Source organism: Nostoc sp. CCY 9925 (assembly GCF_963920935.1).
Lineage (GTDB): Bacteria > Cyanobacteriota > Cyanobacteriia > Cyanobacteriales > Nostocaceae > Nostoc.
In genome coordinates, this window is the sequence record NZ_CAWUDO010000152.1 from 1 (window position 1) to 14,265 (window position 14,265).

A 14,265-nucleotide genomic window follows, 5' to 3' on the forward strand; every position below is an offset into this window, starting at 1 on the left:
TTTTTCTTTCCCCCTTTCCCCTTCCCCTTTTCCCCTTAACCGACAAGTATTGATTTAGTTAGTTGTCATTTGTCATTTGATTTAGCAATAATAAAGCCCTCCTGTTAGAGAGGGCTTTTCTTTTAGGCATAGTAGCCGTAGGTTAGGTTGCAATATCCTTGGTGTTAGGCTAAAACTCTTTGTCAAAATCAATTTTTTTAAAGTAGACGCAAAACGACTGATGTATTCTTCTCCTTGGTTTGTGAAAAATTGGGTAGGGGCATACAGCTGTACGCCCCTACAACCTATTTATGACAAAGATTTTCGCAAATGCTATCAGTTATGATTAAAATCTCTGTGCGTTAGAGTCTCCCCACGTCCCCGCACTCCTATTTTTCTATATATCTTTTCACCTTTGATTATCTCTTCATATTGCTGCTCATAGGGAGTAAATCTTATAGATTCTTGTCTTCCTAAACCCAAGATCCCAAAGGTACAAAGGCTATTATAAAACAGTTCATGTACCCGCTTTTGAAGTATCTGGTTGAAATATATCAAGACGTTACGACAAAGGATGACATTAAACTCATTAAAAGAACTATCTGTTGCTAGATTATGCTGGGCAAAAACAATATTTTCTCTTAAGGATGCTCGAAAAATAGCGTTGTCATAAGCTGCCGTATAATATTCGGAAAAAGACCTTTTACCACCCGCTTTTAGGTAAAGATGAGTATATTCCTGCATTAATTTTAGGGAAAAAATACCACTTTTGGCATTTTGTAATACTTTCTCGTTGGTATCAGTTGCATATATGCGGCACCGGTGATAAAGCCCTTCTTCTTCTAGTAGAATTGCCATTGAATAGACTTCTTCACCTGTAGAGCATCCAGCGTGCCAAATGCGAATAAATGGATAGGTTTGCAAGAACGGGATAACTTGAGTTCTAAAGGTATTGTAAAAGCTGGGATCGCGAAACATTGATGTGACATTTACTGTCAAAGCCAGCAAAAATCTTTCTAAATAGTTACTGTTGTGCAGTAACCGCTCTTGCAAAGCTGAAATATTAGCTAACCCCTCTAAATGCATAAAGCTGAGAATACGGCGCTTAATTGAGGAAAGAGCGTAATTCCGGAAGTCATAACCATAGTACTGATACAGCCCTTCCAAAAGTAAATGTATTTCGATGTCCTGCAAGCTAGGTTTGGGCAAAGTCATAATAATTCACAATTAATAATTACTAATTCATAAGTATTACCCCACCCATGAATAGAGCTGTTGAAATAACGCTTCTGCAATTTAGGTCATTTCCATGATTAATATTTGAGGCTGGTAGGGTTTTGATAACCCAAGCGAATCTTACGCCGAAAAGAGCTTGCTCGATTAATTAAATTTGAAATTTGATAATGGTGCTAATTTTGGACTTCAGTTTAACCAAGTGGCTGTTACTCCTAAAACAGCGATCGCAATTATTGAAATACCAGCTAGCAATCTGACTTGGTGACGCAGATTTTTAATCTCTTGGCTCAGACTTTCAGTCTGTAGTGTGGAATACGGTTGAACTGGTGCAACTTCGATCGCTACTTCTTTGGGTTTAGCTGGGGTAGTTCCAAAAGTGACTTGAGAATGTAACCAATCAGCAATCAGTTGCGGACAGTTCTTTTTAAACCAATTGAATGCCAAGGTTCTAAAAACTGGTTTGGACATACGGGCAATTAATTTCATCAACCTGTTTACAGGTTTGACGGGAAGCTTTTGGTTAATCAGGTTAACTGAGCCAACATCATACAGACAATCCAGAATTAATTTTACAGTGGCTTCTTCACTGTTAATTAGGTTTTGGAGTAATAGCAGAACATCATGCATACGTTCTGCTTCAATATATTTTTCTGCCAATATTTCTGGAGGAATGACTGATGTATTGAGGGAGTTTTGTCTTACTATTGTCATATTGGAAACATAACAGGTATGTTAATGTAAGTACACCTATCCACCGAGAGAAAGATCTTTTATCTAGAGAAATAACCGAAAAAGTTGCATGAAACAGAGGTATTTCCTGCAAAGACAGAAGTTCTATAGCTTATTTTATTACTGAAGTGAATTTCCTGTCATTGATATTGTTTTGACAAAAGAATGGGGAGTGGGTATGGGGCAAGGGGCATGGGGCAAAAGGCAAGGGGCAAGGGGCAAGGGGCAAAGGGCAAGGGGCAAGGGGCAAAGGGTAAACGAAAGATCCCTCCTTTTCCCTTTTCCCTTAGCGAAGCCATCTCCCCAGTCCCCAGTCCCCAGTCACCAGTCCCTTACCGATACAGCCAAACCCGCAGGAGTGAAAGCAGTTGTTCGGTATCTACTGGTTTGGTGATATAGTCAGAAGCCCCGGCGTCGATGCATTTTTCACGATCGCCTGGCATGGCTTTGGCGGTTAAAGCAATGATTGGTAGTGAGCGAAATTGTGGTTGCTGGCGGATGGCGCGGGTGGTTTCGTAACCGTCCATTTCTGGCATCATGATGTCCATCAAAACTATGTTGATGTCGGGATTCGCTTGCAGCTTCTCAATGCCGTCTCTGCCATTTTCGGCAAACTCTACTTGCATGTGATAGCTTTCTAAAAAGCTGGTAATGGCGAAGATATTTCGCAGGTCATCATCGACAATCAAAATTTTCCGATTGGCCAGCACTGGGTCGGTTTGGTGTAGCTGTTCGAGAATTTGCCGCTTTGGTGCTGGTAGATTTGCCTGGACGCGATGCAAAAATAAGGCAGTTTCGTCTAACAGCCGTTCTGGTGATCGCACATTTTTAATAATAATTGTCTCTGCTAGCCCCCGCAGTTGGGTTTCTTCTTGGCGGCTGAGTTCTTTGCCTGTGTAAACAATAATTGGGAGTTTCGTCAGCCTGGGTTCTAGCTTGATCTGCTCAATCAGTGCAAAACCAGTCATATCAGGCAGACCTAAATCCAGTACCATACAATCAAAGTGCTGCGATCGCAATATCTGGAGTGCTTCTGCCCCCGTACCCACTGCTGTACTGTGGACATCGCCATTACCAATGAGTTCGATAATACTTTGGGCTTGTCTGGGGTCATCTTCTACGATTAAAAGATTTTTTACCTGACGCTCAATAAAACTTTTAATCTCGGTCAATACTTCATTTAAAGCTTCTGGAGAAACGGGTTTTTGCAAGTAAGTAATTGCTCCTAGCTTTAACCCCCGTTGCTGTCTTTCGTCTACAGAAAGTATATGTACTGGGATGTGTCTGGTGACTGGGTTATGCTTGAGACGATCTAGCACTGTCCAACCATCCATCTCTGGCATGTGGATATCTAGCATAATGGCATTTGGCTCGAATTGTTGCGCTAGTGCTAGACCTTGTTTGCTCTGTAAGGCAACGATTCCTTTAAAGCCCTGCTGACGTGCCATGTCTAGTAAGATGCGGGCGAATTTATCATCATCCTCGATAATCAACAAAACGCGATCGCCTGATTCAATTGTTAGCCGGTCATCTGGGATTTCGTTGATGGTGGCAACCATTTTCGGTGCTGAAGAAATTTCCCCAGAGGTACTTCGGCTTTCAACCGTCACGACTTTTGAGATGGGTGGCGCTAATGTAGTCGCAATATTTTTAGCTTTTTCTCCCTTGACTTCAAAGTCAACTTGTGCTTTTTGTTGCTTTCCCTTCAGCGGTAAGTAGAGAGTAAAAGTACTTCCCTGGTCTGGCTGGCTGATTAGTTCAATCCCTCCCCCCAAAAGTTGAGCTAGTTCGCGGCTGATGGACAAGCCCAAGCCAGTTCCGCCATACCTGCGGCTAGTTGTGCCGTCTGCTTGCTGAAATGCCTCGAAAATAATTCTCTGCTTCTCGGCTGGAATGCCAATGCCCGTATCGCTGACTGCGAAAGCAATCATCGGACGCTCGGCTGGGGCTGTTTCAGTTACCATGCTAATTTGTAACTTGACGCCTCCTTGTTCGGTAAACTTAAAGGCGTTAGCTAAGAGATTTTTTAATACTTGTTGCAGGCGCTTGGAGTCGGTAGAAATAGCTGGGGGTAATTTGTCGTCTAGTTCAATGGCGAAACTCAGTTTTTGATTCTCGGCAACTTGACGGAAAGTTTGCTCTACAGATGTCCGCAAATCCGCAAAGGCGATTTGCTCAATATCTAGAGACATGGTACCCGACTCTATTTTTGCCAAATCTAAAATGTCATTAATTAATTCTAGTAAATCAGTTCCAGCAGAGTAGATTGTCCGACTGTACTCTACTTGTTTCTCAGTTAAGTTATTCAGAGAGTTATCTGATAGCAGCCTTGCTAAAATTAACAAGCTATTTAGCGGTGTCCGTAACTCGTGGGACATGTTCGCCAAAAATTCTGATTTGTATTTGGAAGATAACGCCAGTTGCTCGGCTTTTTGTTCTAATGACTGCCTAGATTGCTCAATTTCCCGGTTTTTGCGGGCAACTTCCTGATTTTGGATTTCTAACAGTTCTGCTTTTTCTTCTAGTTCTTCGTTGAGTTGCTGTAATTCTTCGTTAGACTGCTTGACAAGGAATTGTGATTCTTGCAATTCGTGGGCTTGTTCTTCTAGCAGTTGATTGCTTTGTTGTAGTTCTTCTTGCTGGCTTTGCAGTTCTTCTGTTAAAGCAACAGATTCGGCAAGTAGTTCCTGAGTTTGCAATTGTGAGGCGATGTTATTTAAAAACACACCCAAAATTTCAGTCAATTGCTCTAGAAATGTCAGGTGTAAGTCGTTAAAAGGCGCAAAAGAAGCAAGTTCAATTACGGCATTTACCTGGCCTTCAAATAGTATGGGCAATACAATAATATTTAGTGGTGGAGCTTCTCCTAAGCCGGAACTGATGCGGATGTAATCACTGGGAACTCCGGTTAAGAGGATTCTTTGTTTTTCTAGGGCGCATTGTCCCACCAATCCCTCGCCGAAGCGAAACTGATTTGCTAAGTTTTTACGCTGTTTGTAAGCATAACTACCCAACAATTTCAGCACTGGCTCGTCGTTTATTGAGTCCATTAGATAAAAAACGCCAGCAGATGCGCCAACCAGGGGAGCTAGATTCGACAAGATTGTGCGAGACACACTTTCTAGATTTCGCTGCCCTTGGAGCATTTGGGTAAATTCAGCCAAGTTGGACTTAAGCCAGTTTTGCTCGTCATTTTTTTGAGTTGTGTATCGCAGATTCACAATCATCTGGTTGAAGGTTCGCTTCAGGACGCCAATTTCGTCGTGGCGATCGCTATCTGGTAAATTTACCGATAAATCCCCATCAGCTACCCTTTCAACTAAATCAGAAACTCGCTTGAGCGGTAGTGAAATGTGTCTGGTGAGGATAATTCCAATCAAAACCAAGATTGCAGCAAATAAAGGAATACTATATGCAATAGTGGCGAGCGTTTGGTGAGCAGCTGCCTGTGCCCGCTCAGAACGCCGCTTGAGAAGTACATTTTCCTCATTTTTCATCGCCTGGAGCAGTTTCTGGATCTGATCCATCAGCCGCTTACCCTCGTCTGTGATAATAGCTTGCTGGGCAATTTCTAAGCCCTGACTCCGCCGTAGATCGATGACATTTTTCATTACAGCCATTCTCTCGGTTAGGAGTGGCTCTAACATCTCAAGCCGATTTTGTTGGTTGGGGTTATCTGCTGTTAACTTCTGAAGTTCCTTAAATTTTTGGATGAGCGATTGCATGGTAGCGTTATAAGGCTCTAAATAACGCTGTTCTCCAGTAATAATGTAACCACGTTGACCAGTCTCAGCATTTGTCAATTGCAAGTTAAGTTCTTCAATCTGACTTAATACCTGATAGGTGTGGTTTTCTTGGCGCGATGTTTGAATTAACTCATTGGTGCTTTGGTAGGAGATTAAACCAATTGAGGTCAGAATTGCTAAGCTTAATGTAAAACCTGCCCCAATTTTGGTTCCAATCTTCAAACGGTTCAACATTTTTCAGACAGTTAATTTGAGTTTTTTCTGTTGTAGTAGAAGTATTTTGCTCGCCTTTCAGCTATTTAAATAGTGAAAGTGGCTGGGGGTTATTTGAATTAAAATATGTCGGTTTCTTGGAAATCATCATATATATTAATTTTTATACTTTTTTATACTTTTTATATATTTATATTAAAAATTGAGCATCAAGATTTTAACATAATAGTACCATTAAGCCTGGGGATAGTATAACTTATTTCAAAAGAAGCAACCACCTGATTTTCTAATTAAATCTCGCGGTGGATAATGAAATACTTATTTTGCGAGTATAAATTGAATATCTAATTTAATCTAAAAAGGTGATTTTTATGAGTGCAGTAATTGAGCTATCAAGACCAAAATTTTGTAGAGGACAAAAGGTAGAATTTATAGGCGGATTAGGAACCATAATACAATGTTGCCGTAACTCGGGAAATTGGTCGTATATTGTAGAAATGGAAATGGGCACAGAACCAGAAATGGGCAGGATTGGTTGTGAAACTACTATTTTACTATTTGAAACAGATATTATCTTACTCGAAGACTACGCTCTTGCAGCTTAGGATTTTAGGAGCGGATTATCGTTTTGCAAGGCTCAAATCCCCGACTTACCTGAGAAGTCGGGGATCTAGATAGATTAAATTTGGCATTGAGCTAGAGGTTACTAATCACCTGGCGATCGCTTGTAATTTGCTGCACTGCGGATCGATTATAAATCCGAAAATGTTGAATCTTGTTACTCTCTAAAATAGCTCTTGCACCTGCCATATAGATATCAGTAGCATTTAGAAATACAATAAAATTGCCAAGATTCAGCTGATGTTCATAATATTTGACTAAATCTTCAGGAACTCCTAAAGGATAATAGTTACCTTTAGTAATTACCGAGACTTGACTCATAGGAAAGCCAGCTTTTTGGAGTTCTGTAAGTGCTGTTTCTACATCTTGCTGTCGAGAAAAAACACCAATTCCATGTTTATAGCGACTTTTGGGGGATAAATATGGCTGATAAATACCCAGATGTTGAATGCTATGGCGATTAAAAATCCTCTGAGCAAAACGAATTTCGATTTCTATAGCGGTTACGATCGCCAAATAGTAACCTTGAAAGACTAAATCGCTATAAACCTGTGCTTGGTCTTCAGGAATTCCCAAAGGTAGTAACGCACCAGCCAAACTACCTGCGGCAACACCGATCGCACCACCTGTTATGGTGGTAGCGATCGCTTTTGCTTCTACTCCAGCTAAAATGACTAGGCCCATACCAGGAATTGCCAACTGACTTATACAGCTAACAAGACCGCCTAAAGTACCACCAGTAAATTCCTCAAATGTATTGCCAGTGTCCTCTTTATCCTTAACACTAGCAATATCACTTTGTTCTTCTGCCTTGCGTGCAATTACAGAAACTTTGTGCATTGGGAAGTTCGCAGCTTGTAGTTCCTGAAGTGCCAATTCTGCTTCTGAACATTTAGCGAAAATTCCTATAAATTTTCGCTCTTTTTCTAATGTCATTTTATCTGCTTTGACTCAAAGTGATTCCCAAAATTGTTAACTAAGCTCAGACAATTACACAGCGCTACGAGTTAGTAATCCCCAAAGGAAAATCAATAGCATTGCGCCAAGAACAGCAAATAAAATGCTTCCAAGTGATAAAGCTCCTACAGATGCGGCCGCCGCTGAACCACTTCCTAACAATACTTGGCCTAAATAACCCCCAACTACTGCTCCGAGAATTCCTAACACAATGGTAGAAAGAATACCACCACCTTGGGTTCCTGGATAGAAGAACTTAGCTAAAGCACCTGCAATTAAACCCAAAACCAGCCAAGCAATGATATTACCCATAATGTTTCTCCCTGTGAAAATGTTCTTTTTTTGACTATTTCATATTAAAATTTTTCTGATAAATTGCCGATCTATCCAGAGAACTAATATCGAAAATCTTGAGGCATTATTTGATGTTCGCAAGGCTCAGATACCCGACTTATCAAAGAAGTCGGGTATTTAGTTCTTCGTTAATAAAGCCATACTTAACTTATTCGTGAAAAACTAGCTGCTTAGGTTGGAGTGAGGAACGTAGACACCCACAGAACAGGTTAAGACATGACTTTTAACATCATTTGCAAAGATTAACGCCAAACCTAACCCTCCCGCCTCCTCCCCTACTTACGGACTTGCAAATAAAAAAATAATTAATCCCTTTGGGAGGCAGGGGGAGAAAAAATCAGTCGTAATTGATAAACCTAACATTAAAAGTTAGTCCTTAGCTTCTGACACGATAAGCCGAATCCAAAATCCATAGCAGTTAAAACATGGTTTGGGATAAGTAGAAGGCAGGAGGCAGGAGGCAGAAGGCAGAAGGTAAAACCCTCAACAGTAAAAGGTTTCGCTGGTTTGGATTTTACATTTAATTATGTCCGCCTACTTATCAAGCGATCGTAAATTGACATGAAGAGACTTTTAAGCCTTTTGCCTACTGCCTTTTGCCTATTGCCTCTTCCCTATTGCCTCTTCCCTACTATAAAGTCCTATGATTTCATCTCCAGATAGAGCAATTGAAGTATTCCTTTCTATCTTCCGGGTATTACTTTAATTCTCTTCAGATGAAGTCAACTTTTAAATAAGTCTACAGAACGATTAAAAATCTTTTTAATAAAAACATCTAGAGATAGAAGTATTTCTTTTTTTAAAGAAGTATTCTATAAACATTGCAGCCCAGGTTTGGTAAGCAATAACTAATAAATAGCTAACAAATTTAGGAGTAAATTATGAGTCTTGAAGATAGAGCAAAAGCTGTTGCTAAAAATATCGAAGGTAAAGCTCAAGAAATAATTGGCGATGTCACTGGCAACCCTGATGATAAGGCTGAAGGCCAAGCTAAGCAAGCAGAATCACAGGTTCGTCATACAGTTGAAAATGTCAAAGATGAAGTTAAGAAAGCTGTAGAGTAAACTTAAGTTTATCTTGGCAGAAAGTTAAAGTAAAATCATAATTTACTAAACCTTCTCCTTACTTTTATAGCCGTAGTCACACAGGTTAGGACATTTTGAAAGCATGGAAGCTAGGAATAGTAATACTTTTACCTCCTGCCTCCTGCCTCCTGCCTTCTGCCTCCTGCTATAGTTTTTCTGTATCTATGTTGAACTCAGTTGTAATCCAGTGGCTTGCAACTGAGCCGACTAAAAAATCGAAAGCTCAAAACCCAATTTTGATAACACGGCTGCCAAAATAATTTTTTAGGCCATCCTTGAATTTTTGTTGAAAGGTGCTAACTCATGATTAATCTATTATTTACTTATCTTTTAACAGACATATCTGTTGCGTCAGAAGCTAGTTCTAGTTACTCTGCTGTATTGACCGGATTATTTGTAGTCGGCTTTATTGCTGCTGTGAGCATAGGATCTATTGCTTGGTATAACTCCAAACGTCCTGTAGGGTGGGAAGATAAAGAGCGTCCCGATGTTGTTCCAGAAGTAGATAAGTAATCAAATTTTTGCCTACCTCCTCCTAAGTCTAAGTGTTTTTAGTGTTCATGGATTTTACCAATGAACACTATTTTATTTGTGATAATACTTTGATTTCGTTCAATTTTGCGGTCTACGATTTCAGATTGCCAATACGTTGTCAGTGTGGTAGGGGATGCGACTTTATTTAACCGTAATTCCCAGTGCTGATTCTAAGAGTAAAGCATAAGCGAGGATTTGCAGGCGATCGCTTTGGCAAGCTTGGGTTTGCTTATTCTCATCTTTGTAGAAATTTCTTGGTATACGAAAGTTTGCATATATGTCTGTAAGGTAATTGTGTTTTAGCACCTTACAACATCAAAGAAAATAGAATTTTGGACTTAGATTAAAGGATTCCAGCTTGTTGAAAAATATCTTGGGGTGTAAATAGAATTCCTTCTAATAAAGAATCAGCTAAATTAGCGTTACCTCTTTTTGTCTGTGGTGGTGTATTAGGATAGAAAATTGTTACTGTCTTTGCTCGTGTATCAATCACCCAAACACAAGAAACACCAGCTTTCAGATAATCAGTTGCTTTTTCGGCAATTTCGCCAAAAGTTTGACCGGGCGAAATAATTTCGATGACTAATTCCGGTGCAACAGGGCAAGCTTCATCTAATAGCCAGTCAGCAGGAAGACGTTGATATGAAACATAAGTCAAATCTGGTACGGGCATCCAATCTTGAGTTTGCAGTTTTAATTTAATAGCCCATTCAACTACTATACGACCTTGATTGTGAAAGCATTGGTCTAGGAGAAGAAGTAAAGTTTTTTGAACTGTCGAATGAAAAAATTTTGGTGACATTTCATCGTTTTTATATTTGGGTATAGCTTCACCGTTCACAAACTCGTATGTAATATCATCTTCGGGGAGTGCGAGAAATTCTTCTAGGGTTAGGCGTTGATTAGAAGACTGAACCATAGGTGTTGTATGGTAAAAGAGGGTTACTTTTAGTTTAGGCGATCGCGCGAAAAAGCCAAGTCACTACGAATTGTCTGCTCACTAACCTCTAACTCTTTAGAAAGGCTAAGAGTTGCTGGGCGTTGCCTAATTCTTAGCAATGAATCTGTTGCAATAGTCTAAATGACGAGAGATATATTTCGCTAGACTCTGAATTAGCTGATTTGAGAAAGACTACCCGACAAAATCGTTTTCCGGCCTCAGACGAAAATAAAAGACCTTCTAGTTTTCGTCAGCCACAGGTAGACGTATAGTAAATGTACTACCTTGCCCTGGCTCAGATGTGACATCAATTGTGCCTTGATGTGCTTCAATAATGCAACGAGATAGATATAGTCCTAAACCACTACCCGAACGTTGGTGTTTACCTTGGCGAAATCGCTCGAATAATATTGCTTGGTCTTGTTTAGAAATTCCTGGACCTGTGTCTTGGATATTAATATTTATATCTGTCAAATTAAGATAGCAGTGAATATTTACAGAACCCTTGTCTGTAAATTTGATGGCGTTACCGATGATGTTTGTCAAAACTCGCCGCAGTTCTACGCGATCGCCCATCACCGTACTTATAGTTTCACCTCTATCAATGTTGACAGCTAACCCTTTTTCTTCAGCTAAGGGAGTTAATTCTTGGGTAACTTCACTAACTAATTCCTGAATATTACAAGAAGAAATTTTTAGAGTTTTACACCCTGCTTCATGACGATAAACTTCTAACAAAGTATTTACCATTTCTAGCAGGTCTTGGTTACTGCCAATCATGGTATTAATTATTTCTTGCAATTGTGGCGAAACATCGCAAAACCTACCTTCTAGCAATAATTTTAAAATTCGGTTGGAGGCTACAAGCGGTATACGTAAATCGTGAGTAAAACGTGAGACAAAATCTGCCCGCAAATTAGCCATTTGATCTCGTTCGTCAATGCTATGCTTGAGGCGTAGGAGCGATCGCACTCGTGCATCTAGTTCATCTGGGTCGAATGGTTTACGAATGAAGTCATCTGCACCAGCATCAAGTCCCTGCACAACGCTGGATTCATAGTGAGCCGTAATCAACAAAATCGGGATAAATGGCAACGCTTGATTTTGTCGGATGCGTCGAGTGAATTCATACCCATCTATCCCAGGCATCATTACATCTAAGAGAATTAAGTCTGGCGGTGACTGCTCAACCATATTCAGAGCAATTTTACTGTCTTCCACCAACGTAATTTCATAGTCCTTATCTTGTAGGACTGCTTCTAAGATCAGTAAATTGTCAAAAATGTCATCGACAACGAGAATTTTATCTTTTTTAACAGTTTTAGTTAAAGACATGGCTAAATAAAAAAAGAAGTGCTTGGCTATCCCTCGCAAATCTAGTAATAGCTTACTCCAATAGCGTTGAGATGATTAAAATTTCACTTTTTCCTTTAAAGTTTCCTGAATTAGGGACATCTTTTTTCAGGAATTATACTGTTTTTTTGTTCCTACCTGGATTGGCAGTATTAAATATAACTTTACTTTGGGTATATTAGCTGACTGATTATCCACATCTGTGAGTAGAGTGAAAGGGTGAAGTAGGTTAGTGAATTTTATGTTCATCATCTCTGCTACAGCAAGGGTAAGTTATTGAGGTTTCAGCGATTCTTAGTTGCTATCAGATTTTGACAATCAGTTGTAGCGCATAGAACATCTATCTTGGCAAGAATGTATAAAAATAGTTTTTTGATTGAATTGTATTGTTCAGATGAAACTCTTGCCTCTTGAAAAACCTACTAGATAAGGTTATTTAATGTCTAATAGTAGATGCAGTCCAGGGAAGAACAGCAAACATATTGCTTTTTGTATAAAATCCTGAATGTGAGAACAGGATTATTTTAATGTGTACTTTAGATAGATAACAGTAAAGTTAAGCAACTATGGATGAAATCAAGATCCTCGTGATTGAAGATCATAACCTTACGAGAATTGGTTTGCGGGCTGCCTTACAAACTCAGCCAGAAATAAGCATTGTCGGTGAAGCCACTAATGCCGCAGATGGAATCGAGCTTGTGAAAACTCTCAAGCCTGATGTTGCGACTATTGACATTGGTTTGCCTGATATGGATGGTATCGAGCTAACACGGACAATTAGGCAATATCAAGCAGAGACTGAAGATTATACAACAAAACTGCTGATTTTAACAATGCAAAATAGCGAGCAAGCAGTCTTAGCTGCATTTGCAGCAGGCGCTGATTCCTATTGCATGAAGGATATCGAAAGTGAGAAACTAGTGGAGGCTGTGCGAACAACCCATGCAGGTAGCTCATGGATCGATCCAGCGATCGCAGACCTTGTACTACAGCAAATACGTCAAGATTTCCCTGATGCTAGCAGAGGATCAGCCACAAAAAGAGTGTTGATTGAAGGTATTGACCCAGATATTGAAAAAACTATCGTCACTTACCCTTTAACTCAACGGGAAATGGATGTTTTAGAGTTGATTGTCGCTGGGTGTGACAATGCAGAAATCGCCAAAAGACTCTATCTCACAGTTGGTACTGTCAAAACTCATGTTCGGGGTATTCTCAATAAACTCTGTGTTGCTGACCGTACACAGGCGGCTGTGCGTGCCTTGCGTGCAGGGTTAGTACCTTAAAAAATATAGCAGGAACAGGCAATAGGCTTGAAAGTCTCTTTGTGTCGGAGTTTTACTGGCAACTGCTATAAACAGATAAAAGTAAAAAGAAATACTCAATTATTCTTTCTTTTGCCTTTTAACTTTTAACTTTTGCCTTTTTTGCACTTGACATAAGTAAAAAAATACGCAACAATAATAAATTGTGAGTAAAAATTGCCAGCGGAACTGGCGGAATTGGCAGACGCGCTAGATTCAGGTTCTAGTGCCGCAAGGCTTCCGGGTTCAAGTCCCGGGTTCCGCATATTTTAAGTTAAGAGTTAGGAGTGAAGAGTTTAGTTTGTTTTTACTCCTAACTTATCACTCCTAACTCCTAACTTTTTGATGTTAACCAGCTTACAGAATCCCCTAGTCAAACAAATCCGCAAACTGCACTCTACCAAGGAGCGGCACAAGCAGGAGTTATTTTTGCTAGAAGGGACGCACCTGTTAGAGGAAGCTTGTGCGGTGAATTACCCGCTAGAGACAGTGTGTTGTACCCCAGATTGGCAAGCAAACCATCTGTCATTGTGGGAGGAAGCTTGTAGCCGATGCGATCGCGCCGAAATTGTGAGTAAAGAAGTCTTAGATGCGATCGCCACCACAGTCCAACCGGATGGTGTCGTCGCAACAGCAAAACGCAGCGATCGCCAAACCCAAGTCCCATTTACTGGTTTAGTCCTAGCTTTAGAAACAGTACAAGATCCCGGTAACCTGGGTACGATGATTCGCACTGCGGCAGCGGCTGGCGCGTCTGGGTTGTGGGTAAGTGGAGATAGCGTAGATTTAGACAGTCCCAAAGTTCTACGTGCATCGGCTGGGCAATGGTTTCGCCTAGCAACGGCGGTAACCGAAGATTTAAAAGCGACAGTGCAACAAAGTCAGCAAGCAGGAATGCAGGTAATAGCAACCTTGCCGAATGCAAGTTTAACTTATTGGCAAGTGGACTGGCGAAAACCGAGTTTGATATTGCTGGGGAATGAAGGTGCAGGTTTGTCAGCAGATTTAGCAGCGATGGCAGACAAGCAAGTGAGAATTCCTCTGAGTCCTGGGGTGGAATCCTTGAATGTGGCGATCGCAGCTGCTTTAATGTTGTACGAAGCTCAGCGGCAAATGAGTCATTAGTCATTGGTCATTAGTCATTGGTCATTAGTCATTAGTCATTGGTCATTGGTCATTGGTCATTGGTCATTGGTCATTGGTCATTGGTCATT

The 14,265-nt window shown here is 40.4% G+C and carries 13 protein-coding genes and 1 tRNA gene; 6 read left to right on the forward strand and 8 right to left on the reverse strand.

All coding sequences use genetic code 11. From position 1 onward, the window contains the following. Window positions 1–315: 315 nt before the first annotated feature. The 3 genes from ACM0OY_RS36860 to ACM0OY_RS36870 all read right to left on the reverse strand — a co-directional run bounded on the left by ACM0OY_RS36860 (window position 316) and on the right by ACM0OY_RS36870 (window position 5,924). A complete protein-coding gene (locus ACM0OY_RS36860) occupies window positions 316–1,194 on the reverse strand; it encodes a CheR family methyltransferase (RefSeq protein ID WP_414573672.1) in 879 nt (292 codons plus the stop codon). Between the two features lie 207 nt (window positions 1,195–1,401). Then, a complete protein-coding gene (locus ACM0OY_RS36865; protein ID WP_414573673.1) occupies window positions 1,402–1,926 on the reverse strand; it encodes a hypothetical protein in 525 nt (174 codons plus the stop codon). Between the two features lie 350 nt (window positions 1,927–2,276). After that, window positions 2,277–5,924, reverse strand: coding sequence for a response regulator (locus ACM0OY_RS36870; protein ID WP_414573674.1), 3,648 nt, complete (start codon window positions 5,922–5,924; stop codon window positions 2,277–2,279). A 350-nt stretch (window positions 5,925–6,274) separates the two neighbouring features. Between ACM0OY_RS36870 and ACM0OY_RS36875 the strand changes: the two genes are divergently transcribed. Beyond that, the gene (locus tag ACM0OY_RS36875) at window positions 6,275–6,508 is read left to right on the forward strand and encodes a hypothetical protein (protein ID WP_414573675.1); all 234 of its coding nucleotides are present in this window, start codon (window positions 6,275–6,277) and stop codon (window positions 6,506–6,508) included. Between the two features lie 91 nt (window positions 6,509–6,599). Here the strand turns inward: ACM0OY_RS36875 and ACM0OY_RS36880 are convergent, their stop codons facing one another. Further along, window positions 6,600–7,460, reverse strand: coding sequence for a hypothetical protein (locus ACM0OY_RS36880; RefSeq protein ID WP_414573676.1), 861 nt, complete (start codon window positions 7,458–7,460; stop codon window positions 6,600–6,602). A gap of 54 nt (window positions 7,461–7,514) precedes the next feature. Further along, a complete protein-coding gene (locus tag ACM0OY_RS36885; RefSeq protein ID WP_096540082.1) occupies window positions 7,515–7,793 on the reverse strand; it encodes a GlsB/YeaQ/YmgE family stress response membrane protein in 279 nt (92 codons plus the stop codon). Between the two features lie 923 nt (window positions 7,794–8,716). On the opposite strand from ACM0OY_RS36885, the gene ACM0OY_RS36890 reads away from it, so the two are divergent. Then, the gene (locus tag ACM0OY_RS36890; RefSeq protein ID WP_414573677.1) at window positions 8,717–8,899 is read left to right on the forward strand and encodes a CsbD family protein; all 183 of its coding nucleotides are present in this window, start codon (window positions 8,717–8,719) and stop codon (window positions 8,897–8,899) included. Window positions 8,900–9,223: 324 nt separating this feature from the next. Then, the gene (gene psb35 / locus ACM0OY_RS36895; protein WP_414573678.1) at window positions 9,224–9,433 is read left to right on the forward strand and encodes a photosystem II assembly protein Psb35; all 210 of its coding nucleotides are present in this window, start codon (window positions 9,224–9,226) and stop codon (window positions 9,431–9,433) included. Window positions 9,434–9,595: 162 nt separating this feature from the next. Here the strand turns inward: psb35 and ACM0OY_RS36900 are convergent, their stop codons facing one another. From ACM0OY_RS36900 to ACM0OY_RS36910, 3 genes are all read right to left on the reverse strand, one after another. After that, window positions 9,596–9,760 (reverse strand): hypothetical protein, encoded by a 165-nt coding sequence (locus tag ACM0OY_RS36900; protein ID WP_414573679.1) that lies wholly within the window; start codon window positions 9,758–9,760, stop codon window positions 9,596–9,598. A gap of 37 nt (window positions 9,761–9,797) precedes the next feature. After that, window positions 9,798–10,373, reverse strand: a complete 576-nt coding sequence (locus tag ACM0OY_RS36905) for a Uma2 family endonuclease (RefSeq protein WP_414573680.1) — start codon at window positions 10,371–10,373, stop codon at window positions 9,798–9,800. Between the two features lie 261 nt (window positions 10,374–10,634). Further along, a complete protein-coding gene (locus ACM0OY_RS36910; RefSeq protein WP_414573681.1) occupies window positions 10,635–11,729 on the reverse strand; it encodes a response regulator in 1,095 nt (364 codons plus the stop codon). Window positions 11,730–12,313: 584 nt separating this feature from the next. Between ACM0OY_RS36910 and ACM0OY_RS36915 the strand changes: the two genes are divergently transcribed. From ACM0OY_RS36915 to ACM0OY_RS36925, 3 genes are all read left to right on the forward strand, one after another. Then, window positions 12,314–13,033: a response regulator gene (locus tag ACM0OY_RS36915; RefSeq protein ID WP_414573682.1), complete on the forward strand. Its 720-nt coding sequence runs from the start codon at window positions 12,314–12,316 to the stop codon at window positions 13,031–13,033. A 201-nt stretch (window positions 13,034–13,234) separates the two neighbouring features. After that, window positions 13,235–13,316: transfer RNA gene (locus tag ACM0OY_RS36920), tRNA-Leu, on the forward strand. Window positions 13,317–13,396: 80 nt separating this feature from the next. Next, window positions 13,397–14,176, forward strand: a complete 780-nt coding sequence (locus ACM0OY_RS36925) for a TrmH family RNA methyltransferase (RefSeq protein ID WP_414573683.1) — start codon at window positions 13,397–13,399, stop codon at window positions 14,174–14,176. The last annotated feature ends 89 nt before the right edge of the window (window positions 14,177–14,265 follow it).

Coding starts and splice junctions, on each gene's coding strand:
- ACM0OY_RS36875 (WP_414573675.1), top strand. CDS start 6,275: ATGAGTGCAGTAATTGAGCTATCAAGACCAAAATTTTGTAGAGGACAA.
- ACM0OY_RS36885 (WP_096540082.1), bottom strand. CDS start 7,793: ATGGGTAATATCATTGCTTGGCTGGTTTTGGGTTTAATTGCAGGTGCT.
- ACM0OY_RS36865 (WP_414573673.1), bottom strand. CDS start 1,926: ATGACAATAGTAAGACAAAACTCCCTCAATACATCAGTCATTCCTCCA.
- ACM0OY_RS36915 (WP_414573682.1), top strand. CDS start 12,314: ATGGATGAAATCAAGATCCTCGTGATTGAAGATCATAACCTTACGAGA.
- ACM0OY_RS36880 (WP_414573676.1), bottom strand. CDS start 7,460: ATGACATTAGAAAAAGAGCGAAAATTTATAGGAATTTTCGCTAAATGT.
- ACM0OY_RS36870 (WP_414573674.1), bottom strand. CDS start 5,924: ATGTTGAACCGTTTGAAGATTGGAACCAAAATTGGGGCAGGTTTTACA.
- ACM0OY_RS36925 (WP_414573683.1), top strand. CDS start 13,397: ATGTTAACCAGCTTACAGAATCCCCTAGTCAAACAAATCCGCAAACTG.
- ACM0OY_RS36860 (WP_414573672.1), bottom strand. CDS start 1,194: ATGACTTTGCCCAAACCTAGCTTGCAGGACATCGAAATACATTTACTT.
- ACM0OY_RS36890 (WP_414573677.1), top strand. CDS start 8,717: ATGAGTCTTGAAGATAGAGCAAAAGCTGTTGCTAAAAATATCGAAGGT.
- ACM0OY_RS36905 (WP_414573680.1), bottom strand. CDS start 10,373: ATGGTTCAGTCTTCTAATCAACGCCTAACCCTAGAAGAATTTCTCGCA.
- psb35 (WP_414573678.1), top strand. CDS start 9,224: ATGATTAATCTATTATTTACTTATCTTTTAACAGACATATCTGTTGCG.
- ACM0OY_RS36910 (WP_414573681.1), bottom strand. CDS start 11,729: ATGTCTTTAACTAAAACTGTTAAAAAAGATAAAATTCTCGTTGTCGAT.